Annotated in this window: 22 protein-coding genes and 1 tRNA gene; 16 read left to right on the forward strand and 7 right to left on the reverse strand. The window is 55.3% G+C overall.

Features of this window, described 5'->3' with window-relative positions; all coding sequences use genetic code 11:
- Nucleotides 1–181: 181 nt before the first annotated feature.
- The 3 genes from C8N30_RS19840 to map form a co-directional block, all read right to left on the reverse strand.
- Nucleotides 182–310, reverse strand: a complete 129-nt coding sequence (locus C8N30_RS19840; RefSeq protein ID WP_269667559.1) for a hypothetical protein — start codon at nucleotides 308–310, stop codon at nucleotides 182–184.
- Nucleotides 311–416: 106 nt separating this feature from the next.
- A complete protein-coding gene (locus C8N30_RS13475) occupies nucleotides 417–1,238 on the reverse strand; it encodes a phosphocholine cytidylyltransferase family protein (RefSeq protein ID WP_025062270.1) in 822 nt (273 codons plus the stop codon).
- Between the two features lie 736 nt (nucleotides 1,239–1,974).
- A complete protein-coding gene (gene map / locus C8N30_RS13480) occupies nucleotides 1,975–2,835 on the reverse strand; it encodes a type I methionyl aminopeptidase (protein ID WP_025062269.1) in 861 nt (286 codons plus the stop codon).
- Nucleotides 2,836–2,952: 117 nt separating this feature from the next.
- Here map and C8N30_RS13485 point away from each other — a divergent pair, with 117 nt between their 5' ends.
- The 5 genes from C8N30_RS13485 (at nucleotide 2,953) to C8N30_RS13500 (ending at nucleotide 6,833) form a co-directional block, all read left to right on the forward strand.
- On the forward strand, nucleotides 2,953–3,159 hold the full coding sequence (locus C8N30_RS13485) for a ParD-like family protein (protein ID WP_025062268.1): 207 nt from the start codon (nucleotides 2,953–2,955) through the stop codon (nucleotides 3,157–3,159).
- Nucleotides 3,160–4,716: 1,557 nt separating this feature from the next.
- Nucleotides 4,717–5,070: a hypothetical protein gene (locus C8N30_RS19215; protein WP_147419713.1), complete on the forward strand. Its 354-nt coding sequence runs from the start codon at nucleotides 4,717–4,719 to the stop codon at nucleotides 5,068–5,070.
- Nucleotides 5,071–5,272: 202 nt separating this feature from the next.
- Nucleotides 5,273–5,641, forward strand: a complete 369-nt coding sequence (locus C8N30_RS13490) for a hypothetical protein (RefSeq protein WP_147419714.1) — start codon at nucleotides 5,273–5,275, stop codon at nucleotides 5,639–5,641.
- Nucleotides 5,638–6,576 (forward strand): hypothetical protein, encoded by a 939-nt coding sequence (locus C8N30_RS13495; RefSeq protein ID WP_025062266.1) that lies wholly within the window; start codon nucleotides 5,638–5,640, stop codon nucleotides 6,574–6,576. Before C8N30_RS13490 ends, C8N30_RS13495 begins: the two co-directional genes overlap by 4 nt.
- Nucleotides 6,573–6,833: a hypothetical protein gene (locus C8N30_RS13500; RefSeq protein ID WP_025062265.1), complete on the forward strand. Its 261-nt coding sequence runs from the start codon at nucleotides 6,573–6,575 to the stop codon at nucleotides 6,831–6,833. Before C8N30_RS13495 ends, C8N30_RS13500 begins: the two co-directional genes overlap by 4 nt.
- Before the next feature lie 583 nt (nucleotides 6,834–7,416).
- Here the strand turns inward: C8N30_RS13500 and C8N30_RS13505 are convergent.
- The gene (locus C8N30_RS13505) at nucleotides 7,417–7,770 is read right to left on the reverse strand and encodes a hypothetical protein (protein ID WP_025062264.1); all 354 of its coding nucleotides are present in this window, start codon (nucleotides 7,768–7,770) and stop codon (nucleotides 7,417–7,419) included.
- 36 nt (nucleotides 7,771–7,806) lie between these two features.
- Here C8N30_RS13505 and C8N30_RS13510 point away from each other — a divergent pair, with 36 nt between their 5' ends.
- The 8 genes from C8N30_RS13510 (at nucleotide 7,807) to C8N30_RS13545 (ending at nucleotide 13,746) form a co-directional block, all read left to right on the forward strand.
- Entirely contained in the window at nucleotides 7,807–9,321 is a 1,515-nt protein-coding gene (locus C8N30_RS13510; RefSeq protein ID WP_025062263.1) for a terminase TerL endonuclease subunit, read from the forward strand.
- Entirely contained in the window at nucleotides 9,312–9,647 is a 336-nt protein-coding gene (locus C8N30_RS13515) for a hypothetical protein (RefSeq protein WP_025062262.1), read from the forward strand. The genes C8N30_RS13510 and C8N30_RS13515 overlap by 10 nt, the downstream gene beginning before the upstream one ends.
- 68 nt (nucleotides 9,648–9,715) lie before the next feature.
- A complete protein-coding gene (locus C8N30_RS13520) occupies nucleotides 9,716–9,970 on the forward strand; it encodes an HNH endonuclease (RefSeq protein WP_232222811.1) in 255 nt (84 codons plus the stop codon).
- On the forward strand, nucleotides 9,957–11,231 hold the full coding sequence (locus tag C8N30_RS13525) for a phage major capsid protein (protein WP_025062261.1): 1,275 nt from the start codon (nucleotides 9,957–9,959) through the stop codon (nucleotides 11,229–11,231). Before C8N30_RS13520 ends, C8N30_RS13525 begins: the two co-directional genes overlap by 14 nt.
- A gap of 1 nt (nucleotide 11,232) precedes the next feature.
- Entirely contained in the window at nucleotides 11,233–11,865 is a 633-nt protein-coding gene (locus C8N30_RS13530; RefSeq protein ID WP_025062260.1) for an HK97 family phage prohead protease, read from the forward strand.
- On the forward strand, nucleotides 11,862–12,398 hold the full coding sequence (locus tag C8N30_RS13535) for a hypothetical protein (RefSeq protein ID WP_025062259.1): 537 nt from the start codon (nucleotides 11,862–11,864) through the stop codon (nucleotides 12,396–12,398). The genes C8N30_RS13530 and C8N30_RS13535 overlap by 4 nt, the downstream gene beginning before the upstream one ends.
- Before the next feature lie 2 nt (nucleotides 12,399–12,400).
- A complete protein-coding gene (locus C8N30_RS13540; RefSeq protein WP_025062258.1) occupies nucleotides 12,401–13,453 on the forward strand; it encodes a phage portal protein in 1,053 nt (350 codons plus the stop codon).
- A 2-nt stretch (nucleotides 13,454–13,455) separates the two neighbouring features.
- Nucleotides 13,456–13,746, forward strand: a complete 291-nt coding sequence (locus C8N30_RS13545; RefSeq protein WP_025062257.1) for a hypothetical protein — start codon at nucleotides 13,456–13,458, stop codon at nucleotides 13,744–13,746.
- A gap of 9 nt (nucleotides 13,747–13,755) precedes the next feature.
- Here the strand turns inward: C8N30_RS13545 and C8N30_RS13550 are convergent, their stop codons facing one another.
- Entirely contained in the window at nucleotides 13,756–14,076 is a 321-nt protein-coding gene (locus C8N30_RS13550) for a hypothetical protein (protein ID WP_025062256.1), read from the reverse strand.
- Between the two features lie 238 nt (nucleotides 14,077–14,314).
- Entirely contained in the window at nucleotides 14,315–14,629 is a 315-nt protein-coding gene (locus tag C8N30_RS13555) for an Arc family DNA-binding protein (RefSeq protein WP_025062255.1), read from the reverse strand.
- Between the two features lie 83 nt (nucleotides 14,630–14,712).
- Here C8N30_RS13555 and C8N30_RS13560 point away from each other — a divergent pair, with 83 nt between their 5' ends.
- From C8N30_RS13560 to C8N30_RS13565, 3 genes are read left to right on the forward strand one after another with little or no spacing between them, the layout of a single operon-like run.
- Complete coding sequence (locus tag C8N30_RS13560; RefSeq protein WP_025062254.1) at nucleotides 14,713–14,865, forward strand: Arc family DNA-binding protein; 153 nt, start codon at nucleotides 14,713–14,715, stop codon at nucleotides 14,863–14,865.
- Entirely contained in the window at nucleotides 14,865–15,035 is a 171-nt protein-coding gene (locus C8N30_RS19390; protein WP_170151179.1) for a hypothetical protein, read from the forward strand. Before C8N30_RS13560 ends, C8N30_RS19390 begins: the two co-directional genes overlap by 1 nt.
- Nucleotides 15,032–16,159 carry a tyrosine-type recombinase/integrase gene (locus tag C8N30_RS13565; protein WP_025062253.1) on the forward strand — a complete coding sequence of 376 codons (1,128 nt, stop codon included), beginning with the start codon at nucleotides 15,032–15,034 and terminating at the stop codon, nucleotides 16,157–16,159. Before C8N30_RS19390 ends, C8N30_RS13565 begins: the two co-directional genes overlap by 4 nt.
- On the opposite strand, the gene C8N30_RS13570 is transcribed toward C8N30_RS13565, so the two are convergent.
- Nucleotides 16,154–16,230: transfer RNA gene (locus C8N30_RS13570), tRNA-Ile, on the reverse strand. The genes C8N30_RS13565 and C8N30_RS13570 overlap by 6 nt on opposite strands.
- Between the last annotated feature and the right edge of the window lie 10 nt (nucleotides 16,231–16,240).

Consider the following 16,240-nt stretch of genomic DNA (forward strand, 5'->3'; position numbering starts at 1 on the left):
GCTCCTTTTTGAGATTTCCGGTAGGGGTGGCATGCGTAGAAACGCATTGGCACTCGCCACACCTGAGTGCCAATGTTACTGAGGTGGCTATCGCTGCAGGCCGCCGCAAGTGGCTGTAGAACTATATTTCATCGGGAACAATTGTCCTGAAATCAGCGAGCCAATAGGCGGTCCTGGCGACTTACTTTACCGCCTTACCCGAGATCGAAATCGCAGGCTTTCCAGCATTTGAATTAGCCGTTGCAGAGACTTTTGGCTTTTCCTGCTTTGGCTTCTTCGCTTCCTTTTTGCTGTTCTTACCTTTGGCCATGGTCTGTCCTTCCAAAATGCAGCGATCCGATGCCGTGGTGGCAAAGCGAGGCTGCGCTACGCATCAGACGTTTGAAATACGACGCGTGATGAATTCGACTGTCGATTTAGAGGCGGCGCTGCGGATTTGTATCCGCTTCGTCCAACGCCCGTTGCTGACCGCGCGAAACTGTCGTGATCGGTGTGCCAAACATCGCGTTTGCAGCAGCGAAATCTTCCGGTGTGTCAATCTCAGTCCATTTCATGCCCGTGATGTCCAGTGCATGAAACGGGATGCCTTTGCTAACCAGCCGCGCATAGGCCGCTTCGTAATGCGCTTGTGCATTGGCGGGGCTTTCCATCAGTTCTTTCAACTCAGCAAACAACAAGGGGCCTGTGACTGCGCTGATTTTCTCGATGCCGATTGTAGCGCCAAGTGCCGATGCAGGATCGACTGTTTTGCCAATCTCGCTCACGCGCATTTTGTCGTCAGCAATCACTTTCACCTCTTCGTCCGTCAGCTCAATATTGCGATCAGTGCACAGAATGTTTGGTAGATCGCTATCTATCAAAGCACGCATAACTCTCGTCTCGAATACCACATCAGCATCAATTTTTATGAAATCTGCCGTACCGACGGTCGGTGATGCCAGCATCAGGGAATATCCTGTGTTGGTATCGCGGTAGCGGTCATTCATCACATAGGTGACGCGGATCCCGCGAAAGGTTTTGTCGATGAACTGTTTGAGTTCATCCGCACGATGGCCGAGCACCACGACAAACTGGGACATCCCGCAACTTAGGCAGTTGCGGATGATCCGTTCCATAACAACCGAGCCGCCGACGGATAGCAGGCTTTTGGCGGTTTTGTCAGTGAGCGGGCTGAGGCGCGTTCCAATGCCAGCAGCCAGAATTACGGCCATCGGTGGGCGTGCATTGTCATATTTCATAGGGTTGTCCTGACCGCATCAAGGATGCTCAACGTAATTTCTGAGTCGCAAGATTTTGATTTTCAAAAGTAATTCTGCCGCGCCGCCATGCTTTGAACGGACCGCAAATATCTGACTTGCGGCGAAGATCCTTAGAATGATCGTAAATGGCCGATGATAAGCGCGGCGGCCAGTATGTAGATGAACACGCCTTCGTCGTAATCGAGGTTGTTGCGTTACGAACCGCTTCACATTCGCCACGATTTCTGAGTCCAATCCGGCCAAGGGATCGCGTCTTTTTAGATCGGCCATCTGTGGTGGAGTATGCGGGATCGAACACTGTTTCGACCTCGAGTTCTACTAGTCTAAATAGCCGCGCAGCACGCAAAACGCAACGCCAATCAGCGTGAGTAAGAAAGGCAGAACATCAAGCGATTGCACATGACGTTGCCGGAATATGCCAAGACTTGGGCTGGCCGTGACTAAACAGGTCGATGAGAACGCTCCAAATGTGCAGGAATCCGGCGTTGGAGGAATTGCAGCGAAAGCTCACCCTATTCGCAGATCAACGTGTAATCTGCCGAAATACTCGAATGGCAGGTAATTTTTGTGTTTGAATAATCGATCGTGCGATCCGCCACGCGCTCCCACATTGTAAATTAGACGTTGATAGCGCTCTATATAACGAGATGTGCAAAAGGTGTTTAGGCCCGAAAAGAGCCCATTCAACCGATGCTTCAGTAACGTCGAATTTCCGCTAAGCAGGAACGGTAAAAAGCTTGATCCCGGGCGCATGAAGGCCAGTGGGCGAGCGTGTGAAAATCTCGAACCCGTCGGATGTCACGCCAATCGAATGCTCGAATTGTGCCGAAAGGGATCTGTCACGCGTTACGGCCGTCCATTCGTCTGCAAGCAATTTTACGTCGGCACGCCCCAAGTTGATCATCGGTTCAATAGTAAAAATCATACCCTCTCTTAGCTCCAAGCCGGTTCCAGCTGTGCCGAAGTTCAGGATGTCGGGGGAGTCGTGAAAGACCTGCCCGATGCCGTGGCCGCAAAATTCGCGGACCACCGAGCAGCGTTCGGAACGCGCGTAGGTTTGTATTGCATTGCCGATATCACCTAATCGCGCTCCAGGACGTACTACACTGATACCCTGCATCATCGCCTCATGCGCAATCTGGATAAGGCGCTCAGCCGTGCGTTTCGGCTTTCCAACCACATACATCCGACTTGAATCGCCATGCCACCCGTTCAGTATCAGGGTAACATCAACGTTCACAATATCGCCGTCGCGTAACTTTTTCTCGTCGGGAAATCCGTGACAGACCACATGGTTGACCGATGTGCAGCAGGCGTATGGATAGCTTTTATAGCCCAAAGTCGCTGGTGTGGCATGATACTTGGCTGCGAAGTTAAGGACGAAGTTATTGATCTGCGATAAGGCTGTGCCAGCGCAGATAAGATCGGCGATGTCGTCGAGACACCGCGCGGTTAACTCACCTGCGCGGCGCATACCCTCAAAAGCGTCAGGCCCATATAGCTTGATGCTCTCGGTTCTACGGGCATGCTCCGCCTCGGGTGCAGTCAAAATGTCTATACATTCATATCTGTCCATTATGAAGGTAACTCTAAAATTCTCATCGCGGCAGTAGCAGTCAAATTGACCTTGAGTTGCCATGGCCTTATACGAGTCATATACGGTTCATATAGATTATAATTCGGAGGCGCGTCGATGGGCATCGTAAAAATTGGGGAAGAAATGCATGAGGAACTGCGCAAATCCAGTTCAGTTATGTGCCGTTCGATCAATGCGCAGGCTGAATTCTGGATGAAGGTCGGCATGCTCGCCGAGGCAAACCCAACCACGCCGTATACCGAAATCATGGCAGGGCAACTCAGGAATGCAGATGTGCAGGTCCCGAAAATCGAAGCTGCCTGAAACCTGATACTCTCACTTCAAGGGAGGACGCAGTCATTTGTCTGGGAGCATCAAAGGGCCGCAAGCTGACGCGTCTCAAGAAACAATGAGTTTTTCAAAAAGGCCCTCAAAGTCATTTGCTTAGCTGGCCCAGTCTTAGATCCTCAATAAATCGCCAAAGTTACTTATATCTGGAAAGCGAGGCGGATAGTTGCGGACTTTAATATAGCTGGACACGGCGGCGTACCAGTTAGCGGTAATAGGAACCTGCTCATTAACCAAAACAGAGCGTGGCGAATGTAGCGGGCCCAGCCATGCACTTGAGCCGTCGACGGGGAGGTGCCTAAAGAGCAGGTTTTGTATGGCACGGGAACAATTTCTCGCGCGCGTGAAAGTACTTATGGCGCAATTTGATCTGGACCTTCAGAATGCAGTCCATCTTTTTCTGTAAAGGGGACCCCGCGCTCATGCGCTTGCAGGGCTTCCTTGGGCTTTTGAAGGCATTAAATGACAAGACCATTTGACTGCTCCGTGAATTAAACTGGCTTCATGATATGCTCAGCTTGAAGCATGTCGGGGACATCGATACCGAAGAGTCCGGCCAGTATTCTATGATCGATCCCGAAGACCCAATCGTTTCGAGAATCTGCGTCCGAATCAAGACGTCTTCCTCCTGTTTTTATGGAGTACATTTACTTCGCCCGCTGCGAAACCGTCCAAAGCTACAATCTCAAATGCGATAGCTGCTGCGATGGCGTCTGGTTTTACCCCACATCAATTCCGGTTGCGACCGATCAGTCAGTATTATCGATTCTTCAGTCTTAGACTTAGGCCCTCAATCAATCAAAACCAGTAAAATAGGGGTCCTAAAGAAGTCAGGGAAGAAGTGAATTTGAAATGTCGTTTGCAAGGATCGCTTAAAAGTGAAACCGGAGTTGGTCAAACCAAACGGCGGATAAGAGTGGAGACAACAGGGATAAGAGAAACTTATCGCAGCGGGCACAGGAGAACTCACATTTCATGAGCACTATCTCGCTTCGCGTGCTGACGAAAATCCTCAGTTGGTAAAAGCGATCAAGATTAATGAGGGTGATCTGGACAGGTTCTGTAATCGATATTTAGAGGCGTGGGGCGCGCAAGTTAAAGCGGGAGATGCTTCGATCTCATTCTCGATGAATCCAAATTTCTTTTGAAAAATGCCTGAAATTTACTGGACGCTATAGATGGTAGGTTGGCAAGCTTTGAAGCCGAAACTCCTGAAGGATATTTTCTTTCTGTTTTCGAGGGCTAAGGAGAAAAGACAGCCGCTGCAGGCAACTGCATCAAGGCACTGAGCTGCGTACCTGTGATGGGAAATGCGAGGGTATCCTAGGAATTTACCGGTGATTTCGGTCGAGAAAGTTTATTAGAGCTGGGGGGGGGGAGCGAAGTTATGGACAGCGGAAGAGATGACGAAATTTTTTGCCAAACTTAAACCGTATTCATTGGCTCGGATTTGGCTCATACGGTCTCGAAATGTCCTGCCTCGTATTAGGGGTATTGGTGGCCTGGATCAGCACAATTTAAAAACGTGATAAGGTGTCGCTGGCTGAAATTCCAGCCCGACAAGAAGAGCTCTGCATAGTTGCTGTTCCTGCGCTACCACAACTAATACATAAACCGTCACTTCATCAAAGTCGGCAAAGCTTTTTGCAAACCGAGGCTGCAAATACTCTCGCGCCCCTGAGTCGCTTTGAAACAAGTTCCAAAACTGGACAGAGCGAGCTGGCCTTCCAAAAACATGGACCACAACAGGGCGCGGTGCAACTGCTCCCAGCGGCTTGTGGTACAAAATATGAAATCATGCGTTTTATGGCTCAAACACAAGCTAATACTTCTGAGATTTATACCAAGAATGTTAAAAAGAGCAGGATCGGCAAAGCTTGCGATTGAGAAAATGCATCAATGAATTTCAAGGATGTGGACCTCGGTTGCTGAAGAGTGGTCCACATTCCACACGCAATCCCAACGTAATATGGCGGAAATTGGGATGTTTGGTAGGCCCGGCAGACAAGACGTCTGTGAACCATATCAGATAGATGAGGCGGCGAACTGCCGTAAATCTGTCATTGGAAACACTCAGGAAAAAACCGCTTTGACGAACCTTTCGGGGAACGTCGAGGCAAAAGAAAACGCCGCGACCTCGGCAAAGGTCAACGGCGTCAAAGACGATAAGAAACGCGACATTTCTTGCGCTGATGCTACCCCGAAGCGGAGCGCAAATGCAATGTCTTTGTATGCCAAGGACCGCCATAAGCGCGCGTCTAAGTCGCTGGGCTACGTCCTGACCATGGCAACCCCTGACGCATGGGAGGGCTTCGTCCTTGTGCTCAAGGCGAGACTGACCACGGGCGAACGGCAGGCGCTGGCGATGGCGGCGCTGGTCACGCTCGACGATGATACCGCATATCGTACGGCATCGGCGGCGGTGTTCGGCGTTCTGGACGGCGAGGTGCTGTCATGAATATTCAAATTCAGGCTGGCCTGAAAACGGGCAAACGGGGATATATCACCTCTTATAACCCGATGGCAAAAACTCAGATCTTGCTTGATCAAGCGCAACTTGTACTTGACGAATACCGCCAGTACTGGCCCCTGACCATCCGGCAGATATTTTATCGCATGGTAGGGGCGCACGGCTACGACAAGAGCGAAGCTGCATACAACAGGCTGTGTCACCATCTCGCCAATGCGCGGCGAGCGCGTATTATCCCTTTCGATGCTATCCGCGATGATGGAGTTACAACGTATCGTCGTGATCATTTTGACGACCGCGACGACTTCCTGAGCCATGTTCGCAGAATGGGGGAGCGGTACACTCGCAACAAGTTATCCGCTCAGGACATTCATATCGAGGTCTGGTGTGAAGCTGCGGGCATGTTGCCTCAGATCGACGATGTTGCGGCACCGTACTCAGTGAAGGCGTATTCATCCGGCGGCTTCGATAGCCTGACCGCCAAAAAAGACTTGGCTGACCGGATTGTGAGAGTCGAAAAGCCTGCGATCATCCTGCACCTCGGGGACTGCGATCCGAGCGGCGAAGATATTTTCAACGCTGTAGCTGAGGACGTAACTGCCTTTGTTGAAGCGGATCGTCGGCATGGACTGGTGACTGTAGAGTTTCACCGCATAGCGTTGACCAAACAACAGGTTGTTGAATACGACCTGCCCACTGCGCCTGCTAAATCAACCGACACGAGATCCAAGAATTGGGAGGGCGGCACCTGTCAACTTGAGGCTCTACCGCCAAACGTGATTGCAGAGATCCTCAAGACCGCGTTGTGGAAGCACATAGATCCTGAGCAGTACCTTGCGGATGTAGAGGCTCAGAAAGTTGACCGTGAAGCTATCACGCGGCTTCTGTTGCCCGCGCCTCAGTCTGGGGAGGGCGCGGAATGACCTTCCACAATCGCCAGCCAATCGAGCGCGCGGCAACGCCTGCTGAGATCGAACGTCTGCTGCACCACATGCCTGTGGTTGCTCAGATGGCGGAGAACACATGGGCCAAGGGCTTTGCACAGTCTGTCACCAAACAGGCGCGACGCAAGAATTGGAAACCATCCCTGAAACAACTGTCTGTGATGCGCGGGCTGGTCTCTGACCTGTTCACCCATGCCAGCGACGATGCGGAGGACTTCAACCCGATTGAAAGCTGATCACCCGTGGCGCTGCTGTAGAGCGGCTGTGGCGTCACGGGTGAAGCATCGGCCCGCGTTCATAGTGAGCATACCTTAGGGGCATATCACAGGACGCGGGTCACGCTCTAGCTTTTGACCGTCGAGCAATATCGGCGGGGATATAGATCGGGAACTACCCCACTCCGAGCGGAACCAGTGCCTACTAGGCCGCTCAGAAGCGCGACACAGAACCCACCGCCTCAGTGCGGGGACCGACCGGAGCAAGACTGCAAAGGACGGGGCTGGAGAGTACCCAGCGGGACAGCGGCTGGCCACCGATACCGGGCATCGCGTGGATACGATCTAGGAAGGTAGGACTGTCGCACCGAGCAAGGGAATACTCCTTTGTGTAGCGGGGGACAGTAGCGGGGGCGGACTGTGCCTAGAATTGATTGTGTTATAGTATAACATGTGATATAGTTAAGAAGATCGTCGTGATGACTGATCAACATCCCATAGATGGAGCTAGCGCACTGAACCTGTATCTTAAACTGGTCCCAATGCCCCCTTTTTCTTCCGTGGGGGGGGTCGCGGTTGGGGGTTATGCGTTCGCGCTGTGCGGCTATTTTTTAAAGGGCCGAAAACAATTCCCGTCCATTGTAACAATTTCCCGGTCAGGGGCTCCTGCAAAGTACCAGAGACGACCATTTTCTTTCGAAACTATGATCGAGATGAAACCTCCTACATCTTCATTTGAGGAGATAAAGAAAAACAGTATCTTCTTTGTTTCATTGAGAATCGGGGAGACTTGTCCATCAAAAATTGAAGCCTCCCCCGTCTCGCTATCAAAGATAATACTTAGCGGCCCTTGTTCGCCATATTCCGCATGTTTCAAGCTGCATTTGAGCCCGACGGGTTCAGCGTTTGCGACACTGAGATTCGCTAAAACTAATAAAATTGATATCATATATTTCATTTCTGGACCCTCTGCTGATAACCCGGCGAGGCTGACATGAAAGCATCCACCAAAACAATCCGGTTTCTTGAAGGTCTCGCAATCCCTGAGGGTCCGAAGGCGGGCGAACTGATCAAGCTGGCACCATTTCAAAAGAAGTTTGTGCGCGGCGCTTTGGCTGACGGTGTGAACGTCGCAGTCCTGTCGATCGGTCGCGGCAACGCTAAGACGGCGCTGTCTGCGGGCATCGCTTTGGGTTCGTGCATGGGCAAATGGGACGAACAACCCCGGCGTGAAATTCTCATAGCAGCCCGTACCCGTGATCAAGCCCGAATTGCTTTTGATTTTGTCGTGGGTTTCATGCGGTCCTTGCCTGAGGACGAACAGGCGCTGTTCACGGTCCGGCGTTCCCCGCGTTTAGAGATTGAATATGACGGCGACGGCGGCGGGCACTTCATCCGGGCCATTGCTGCGGACGGCAAGAGCGCGCTGGGATCTGCGCCTACGCTGATCCTCATGGACGAGCGCGGGCATTGGGCCGCTGATCAAGGTGACGCACTGGAACATGCGCTGCTGTCTGGCATGGGCAAACGCGGCGGGCGGGCGCTGATCATATCCACCTCGGCGGCTGATGATGCGCACCCTTTTTCTGTGTGGCTTGATGAGGATGCACCGGGCATCTACCGCCAAGAGCATCGCCCTTCACCGGGCTTGCCTGCGGATGATCTGGACAGTTTGAAAGAGGCGAACCCCGGCGCGGCGGCGGGCATCGGGTCCAGTCTGGAATGGTTGCAAGGGCAGGCACGGCGGGCCATTGCGCGCGGCGGTTCTACGCTGACCACGTTCCGCCTCTACAATCGAAACGAGCGGGTGAGCGGTGAAACCCGCGATGTGCTGCTGACCGTCGATGAGTGGCTGGCCTGCGAGGTGTCGGAGGTTCCGGCACGGCAGGGGCAATGTGTGATCGGCATCGACCTGGGCGGATCTGCATCTATGACGGCGGCGGCGTTCTACTGGCCTGAGACGGGGCGACTAGAAGCTCTAGGCACCTTCCCAAGTAAACCGAACCTTGCGGACCGTGGCGCAAACGATGGCGTTCAAGGCCGCTATGTCGAGATGAAGGACCGGGGCGAACTGTCCACCCTTGGCGACCAGACCGTGCCGATTGCGCCGTGGCTGATCGAGGTGATGAAGCATATCGAGGGCGAACCCGTCGCGGCGCTGGTCGCTGACCGATACAAACAATCCGAACTTGGCGAGGCGATCGAGCGGGCGGGCATCCGCGCGGCTGTGGTCTGGCGTGGCTTTGGCTTCAAAGACGGGAACGAGGATTGCGAGCGGTTCCGGCGCGCGGCTTTCGACGGGAAGGTGCTGACCACCGCGTCCCTGCTGTTGCGGTCTGCGTTTGCGGACGCTGTGACCCTGCGAGATCCGGCAAACAATCTGAAATTGGCAAAGGCGAGATCCACGGGCCGGATCGATGCGGCATCGGCAACGGTAATCGCTGTGGCTGAGGGCGCGCGGATCATGGGCCGACCATCACATAAGGGAGGGCGTATTGCATGGGGATGACCGAAACGGCAACCCGGCTGATCGAGCGTTTTGGACAGGATGCAATTCTGCGCAAACAGCCTGCACCACGTACCGACCCCGACGATCCGCCTGCGGGTCCGGCAGTGGACTATCCGGTCACTGTCGCGGTCACTGATTACACCGTCGAGGAGCGGGCAAACGCTCTTATCTCGGATAGTGCGCTGCGGGTGTTTATCACTGAGGGCGTTGTCCCTTCCACTGCTGACAAGCTGGTGATCGGCGGGGTTGCCTATCTGATCAATCGCGTCGGCACTCTGGGGCCGGATGGCGTGGTGATCTGCTATGAATTGCGGGTCCAGATATGAGCAGGCGCGACGAGTACAAACGGCACTCTGCGAAGGTAACACGCGGGCCACGATGGAAGGCTCTGAGGATGCAAGCCTTGGATCGTGACGGCTGGCAATGCGTCCAGTGTGGCGAGCTGCGGCGGCTGGAATGTGACCACGTTCTGCCTGTCAAAACGCACCCCGAACTTTCCTACACCCTGTCAAATTTACAAATTCTCTGCGGGCGCTGTCATGCGCGCAAAACGAGATTGGAAGTGGGTCACACCCCGCTTTCCCCGAAGCGTCAACAATGGCGCGACCTCCTGTCGAGCATGAAAGGAAATAACTATGCTGACATCTAAAAAGCTGGAATTGCGCCGTTCCGAGATCCGTCAAAACCTGTCGGAGCTGGCGAACATCGAAACACCGTCTGCGGACGAAACCCGCAAAATGACTGAACTGGATACGGAGTATCGCGCCAAGGAAGTGCAGTATCGCGCGGCGCTGGTATCCGAGGATGAAGAACGCCGGGACGCTGGCAATGTGCTGGAAACTCGTTCCGAAAAGGAATGGACCGAGATCATGGGCGCTTTCGAGATGCGCCAGGTTGCCTTGAGCCTGGACGAAGGCCGCGCGCTCGACGGGCAAACGGCGGAGATCGTAACCGAGCTGCGGAGCGCGGGCGGCTATCGCGGCATCCCTGTGCCATATGCTGCACTTGAGACGCGCGCCGGGGAGACGATTGCCAGCGGTACACCGAACCCGATTGCCACCCGTCCCTTGATCGAGCGTCTGTTCCCTGCGTCTGTCGCGGCTCAAATGGGCGTCCAGATGATCAATATCGGCAGCGGCGACTCGGAAACACCCGTCACCACGTCGGCGATCACGGCGGGCTGGCAGGCAACGGAAACGGGCAATGTGCCGGGGCCGTCCGCTTACGCCACGTTGGACCGTCCGCTTGCCCCTGATCACACTCTGGGAATCCAGATGCGGATCACCCGCAAGACGCTCAAACAATCGGGCGCGGCTCTTGAGCAGGCGATCCGCCGGGACATGAACGGGGCTATGTCGCAAGAGATGGACCGGGCAATCTTCAACGGTTCCGGCGCGTCTGGCGAGCCTACGGGCGTGTTCACGGGCGCAACGGCTTGGGGCATTGCAGAAAATGCACTGGACGCGGCGGCAACATGGGCGGCGTTCCGTTCCGAGGTCGTGGCGTTTATCACGGAAAACGCTGCAAACGGTCCGGCGGCTGTGCGTCTGCTGATCCGACCCGAAGTCTGGGACACGATGGACGGCAGCTACATCACGGGCACGGCTGTCACTGAGTGGGAACGCCTGATGAAGTACATCGGCAGCGTTACCATGTCTCACAACGCTTTGCCTGCCCCTGCGCTACCATCCGGCGGCACCGAAGGCGATCCTCTGGAAAGCATGGCACTGCTGACAACATCGGCGGGCGGGGTTGCCCCTGTGTTCGTGGGGCTTTGGGGGGCCGTGGATCTGATCCGCGATCCCTATGCCGATGCACAGTCGGGCGGGCTTCGTCTGACGGCGCTTTCCACGATGGACACGACAATTAGTCGGGCTGTGCAGTCGCGCGTTCTGACGGGTATCCAGTAAGATGCTGGAGGGCTTTGCAGGCGGCGGGCTTGAACTCCGCAAGAGAGCGTCGGGCGCATTGGCCCTGCAAGGCTCTTTCCCATACGGCAAACGTGCCGTCCTGTCCGATGGCGGCAGGACGGGGCGACCCAAAAAAGAAGTGATTGCACCCAAGGCGTTCGCCTACCGGATCAACACACCATCGGAGCATGGCGGCAAAAAGGATATCCATCTGCTGTCGGGGCACGACTACGGCAAACCGCTGGCGTCGGTCCGCTCTGGCACTCTGGAGATTGCGGACAATGACGCGGGCGTCACCTTCACCGCGACGATCACCGAAGAAATGCAAGAGGTGTCATATGTGAAGGACATTCTTGCGGCGGTCGCGGCGGGGCTGGCGATCGGCATCTCCCCCGGCTTTCGACTGCCCCCGAAACGAGCTGTGCCTGAGCCTGAAAAGATCGAGGATGAAGGCATGGACCCTGAGAACGGCGCGCATAATGCGATTATCAGGACCGTGATGGCGGCGCTCTTGTACGAGCTGTCGATCGTGACCCGTCCGGCCTATCCCGAAACGCAAATCGAGGCGCGCAAATGGTCACCAGATCCGGTGACGCGCGTGTTCTTGCCAAGCCGCATGAGGTATCCGCGATGATCGACGTTCTAAAGCAATTCGAGGAGATCCCGGCGCAATATCCCGCTGTACCTTCAACGCTGTCTGTCGCGGCGGCGGCGCTGGATTCGGCGATGATCTGGGCAAGGATCGAGGATTATATCGCACACCGCTTCACTGAGCGCGAAGTCGTTTGGACGCTACTGGGCAACGGCGGCGATCAATTCCACCCGCGTCTGACGCCTGTCGTGTCCAGCGTGGCGGATCTGTGGACGGGTGAGGCGTGGGAAGCTGTGACGCTGTTGCAAGGTCCGCTTGGCGTCTGCCTGCCTGCCGATGGCACCTACCGGATCACGGCGCAAGTCGGCGGCGGTGATGTGCCGGCACCTGTCTCTGAGGCGTTCCGGCGCTTGGCTGAATATCTCGCTGCGGACCCCGGCACGGCAGGGGCGTCCAGCACGTCTGTGTCGATCGGGCCTATCGAGGAAACACTGGACCGCGCGCCGACATGGATAGCGCGGGCAATGCAACATTCAGGCGCGGCGGATCTGCTGCGCACTTATCGGAGGGCGTGAGCATGTGGCCGTTTAAGAAAAAAGAGCCTGAGATTGAAACGAGATCGAGCGGCACCGGGTACACCAGCCAAGTGATGGCGGCGCGGGCTGAATACATCGGCGGCGTCGACGGCTTGGCGGAACTCACTGGCACCGTGCAAGCCTGTGTGAGCCTCTGGGAGGGCGGTCTGAGCCTTGCGGACGTATCCGGCACCGACCTGCTGTCGCCTTCCACCTTGGCCCTGTCTGCGCGCGCTCTGGCGCTGCGTGGCGAGGCTGTGTTCGTGATCCGCGATGATGGCCTGTTGCCCTGTTCGGATTGGGATCTGACCACACGGTTCAGCAAGCCTACCGCCTATCGCGTCGGCGTCCCTGACACGGGCGGCGGGCGATCGATGACGGTACTTGCCGGGGAGGTGCTGCACTTCCGCGTCGGGTCCGAAATATCCATGCCCTATGTCGGATCTGCACCCTTGCGGCGCGCGCGCCTGACCGCTGGCCTGCTGCACACGCTGGAAAGTGCGCTTGGCGAGATCTACGCAAACGCACCGCTTGGCACGTCGATCGTGCCGTTCCCTGAATCGCCGGAAACTGACATGGAGGATCTGGCACGGGGCTTTCGAGGAACCCGTGGGCGCGTCCTGATCCGCGAGAGTGTGAACGTTCAAGCTGCGGGCGGTCCTGCACCTGCGCAAGACTGGAAGGCCAGCGACGTGACGCCGGATCTATCCAAAGCAATGACCCGCGAGACATGGGCCGCGTCGAGATCCAGCATCGAAATGGCGTTCGGGGTTCTCCCCGGTCTGAGCAATCCCGTCACCACCGGGCCGATGGTGCGAGAGGCTCAACGCCACCTTGCACAATGGGGGCTTATGCCGATTGCCGCGATGATCGGGCAAGAGGCATCGGAGAAGTTAGGCCAGCCTGTCCAACTGGACGTGATGAGGCCGCTACAGGCGTTTGACGCAGGCGGACGGGCGCGGGCGCTTGGGGCCATTATCAAGGCACTTGGCGAGGCGAAGGAACTGGGCGTCGACCCGGAACAGGCACTGAAAATCGTAGATTGGAAGGAATGAACATGGATATCGAAATCACGGGCCTGTCGCGGGTAGTTGATCCAAAGCCGAACAAAAAGGAGGATACGATCATCGCTTTCTTTGATTGCACGATCGGGCCTGTCGCGCTGCGGGGTTGCGCTCTGACAATTCGCAAGTGTGGCTTTGTGACGATCTGGGAGCCAAAAATTGCAGACGGGCACAAACAACGATCTGTTTATATCAATGACCGGGATCTAAAGGGCGAGATCGTGGTCGCGGCGCAAGCGGCGTTCGAGGCTATGGGCGGCGCAAAGAGCAGGGCGTCCCGTTAGCGGGCTGTCTTAGTAGATGGCTAGTAGATCATCGCGAACATTGTAATCTTCTCCCGTAACTACTCCGCTGTACCGATTCCTTACAATGGCTCCAAAGCCGTTCTGTGAGTCCACGGGTCCGCTAAAGTTAAAATAGCAATCACCAATACGGATCAATTCTCCGCCCGATGGGAATGAAGCTGTTGAGGGCGATTTCAATTTCGCGGCAACGGCCTGCTCCATAATGCTTCGGGCCTTGCCCTCAAAGCAATCTGGAACTGCTTGCATGTATATGATTGCAGCCGCGACAACAGCCGATGCGCCCATAACCGAATAACCCACAATCTTCATTCACAAACTCCGTTGGTTCGCGCTCAGGCTAGGGCGCAACCTGCAATCGTACAAGGACGCAAGCACATGCAATCTGGCTTGCCACCCCGCTTTGCAATCTCTGGCACCCCAAACTAGCACAGTTTGCACCCCCCGAAATTACTCAACATAACACCCGAATTACGCGAGATCCGGCAGGTTCCGGGCGGGCGACCACCTTTAATTCCCTATCAAATTCCCCGGTAATGGGGTTACTGGCCTATTTCTTTGCAAGGCGAAAGTCACGTTTGACCGCTTCAATATCCTCTTTCAGGTTGTCGAGAATTTTTAAAGTACTGTGTAAATGGTCGCCTTTTAATCCGTTATCTTCCGAGAGGATAGCGAGCGATAAATTTAGCAGAGTATCTTCCAGAATTTTTTCATGGAAGTTGTCAGGATATTCTTTCTCAAGAGTAGAAATTATCTCTGCGTTCATGCTGCGATTGTTTGCGTCTGCTGTTGCTTTGATTCTGTCGCGCATACCGTCTGGCAAGCGGAGCATAAATTTATCAGAAAGCTGTCGGTTTTCATCCATAGTGTCCAATGGCCATAATTTTCTACTTGACGCAATAGTGTCCTTTGGACATATATTGTCATATGGACCTATCGGAGATTGAAATGACCACCCGGAAACCTTTGCAGCTACGTCTGCCCCCTGACCAAAAGGACTGGATAGCCGCGCAGGCGGCGGCGAACGTATCCAGCCAGAACAGCGAGATCATCCGCGCGATCCGCGAACGGATGGAACGCGTCGTGGGTGATGCTAAATAATGAGCAACCCGCGCGCCACCTTCAAGCAAGTTGACGTCACCCGCGCCGCTAAGGGCGCGCTGGCGGCGGGCTTGCCTGTGGAGCGCGTGGAGATCTGCCGCGATGGCAAGATCATTATTTTTGTGCAGCAGGGTGTTGCGACTTCTCAGAATGATTGGGACCGCCCGTGAAAAAGAAGTCTGACAAATATCCACACGCAAAAACCTACCGTGACCGCCACGGCAAAGCGCGCTGGAGATACCGGGTTAAAGGCTTCACTGCGGAACTCGGCACCGACTTTGATAGTGACGAATTCAAGCGCCGTTATCAGGCGGCTGAGGACGGCACAAAGGCCAAGGGACAGATTGGGGCAGGGCGCACGTTGCCCGGCTCTTTCGATGATCTGGTGGCGCACTTCTACAAGCTGCACTTTCCAACAATTCAGGAAAACACCCGCGCCGATTACCGGAGCGTTATTGAGCCCCTGCGGATCAAGCACGGCAACAAGCGCGTGTCCCACCTCAAAGTAAAGCATGTGATGGGGATCAAGGCTGACTTGCACCTGACACCTGTGCAGGCAAACAAGACGCTCAAACGCCTATCTCAGATGATGGACCTCGCCGTCCAGATGGAATGGGTCGCTGCTAATCCGGTGAAGGGCGTGAAGAAATACGCCACCGAAACCGAAGGCTATCACACTTGGGACGAAGGCGAGATCGAGCAGTTTTACCGCGTCCATAAGATCGGCACCCCTGCGCATATGTGCATGACGTTGATGCTCTACACGGCAGCGGCAAAGGTGGATGCGGTGAAGTTGGGACCGTCCAATGTGAAGGGTGGAAGGGTTCAATACAGACGCCAGAAAACGAGCAAGAACCCTTCCGGCGTTCTGGTAGATCTGCCGATGCACCCGAAGCTGATCGAGGCTATCGAGGCCACCCCGGTCACCTTCACCTACTTAGAGACGCGCCAAGGCAAAGCGAGATCCCGCAAGGGCTTAGGAACGTCCATGCGCAAATGGTGCGACAAGGCGGGCTTGCCCCTTTGCTCATCGCATGGACTGCGCAAGGCGATCTGTCGACGGATTGCTGAGGCGGGCGGCACACCATTCGAGGTGATGGCCGTTAGCGGTCACGTCACTCTGTCGATGGCTCAAGAATACTGCAAAATGTTTGGCCGTCGCGGTCTTGCCGACTCGGCTTTTGCGCGGATGGGCGGCACAGAAACAGAACAAAACTTGACGAACCACCCCGCAAGGTTCGTCAGAAATTCAACTAACCAGCGGAAAAAAAGGAGAATAAGTGATGTTTGGTAGGCCCGGCAGGACTTGAACCCGCAACCAAAGCGTTATGAGCGCTCTGCTCTAACCAGTTGAGCTACAGGCCCGCCGTGGTGA

This window comes from Sulfitobacter guttiformis (assembly GCF_003610455.1).
GTDB classification, from domain to species: Bacteria; Pseudomonadota; Alphaproteobacteria; order Rhodobacterales; family Rhodobacteraceae; genus Sulfitobacter; species Sulfitobacter guttiformis.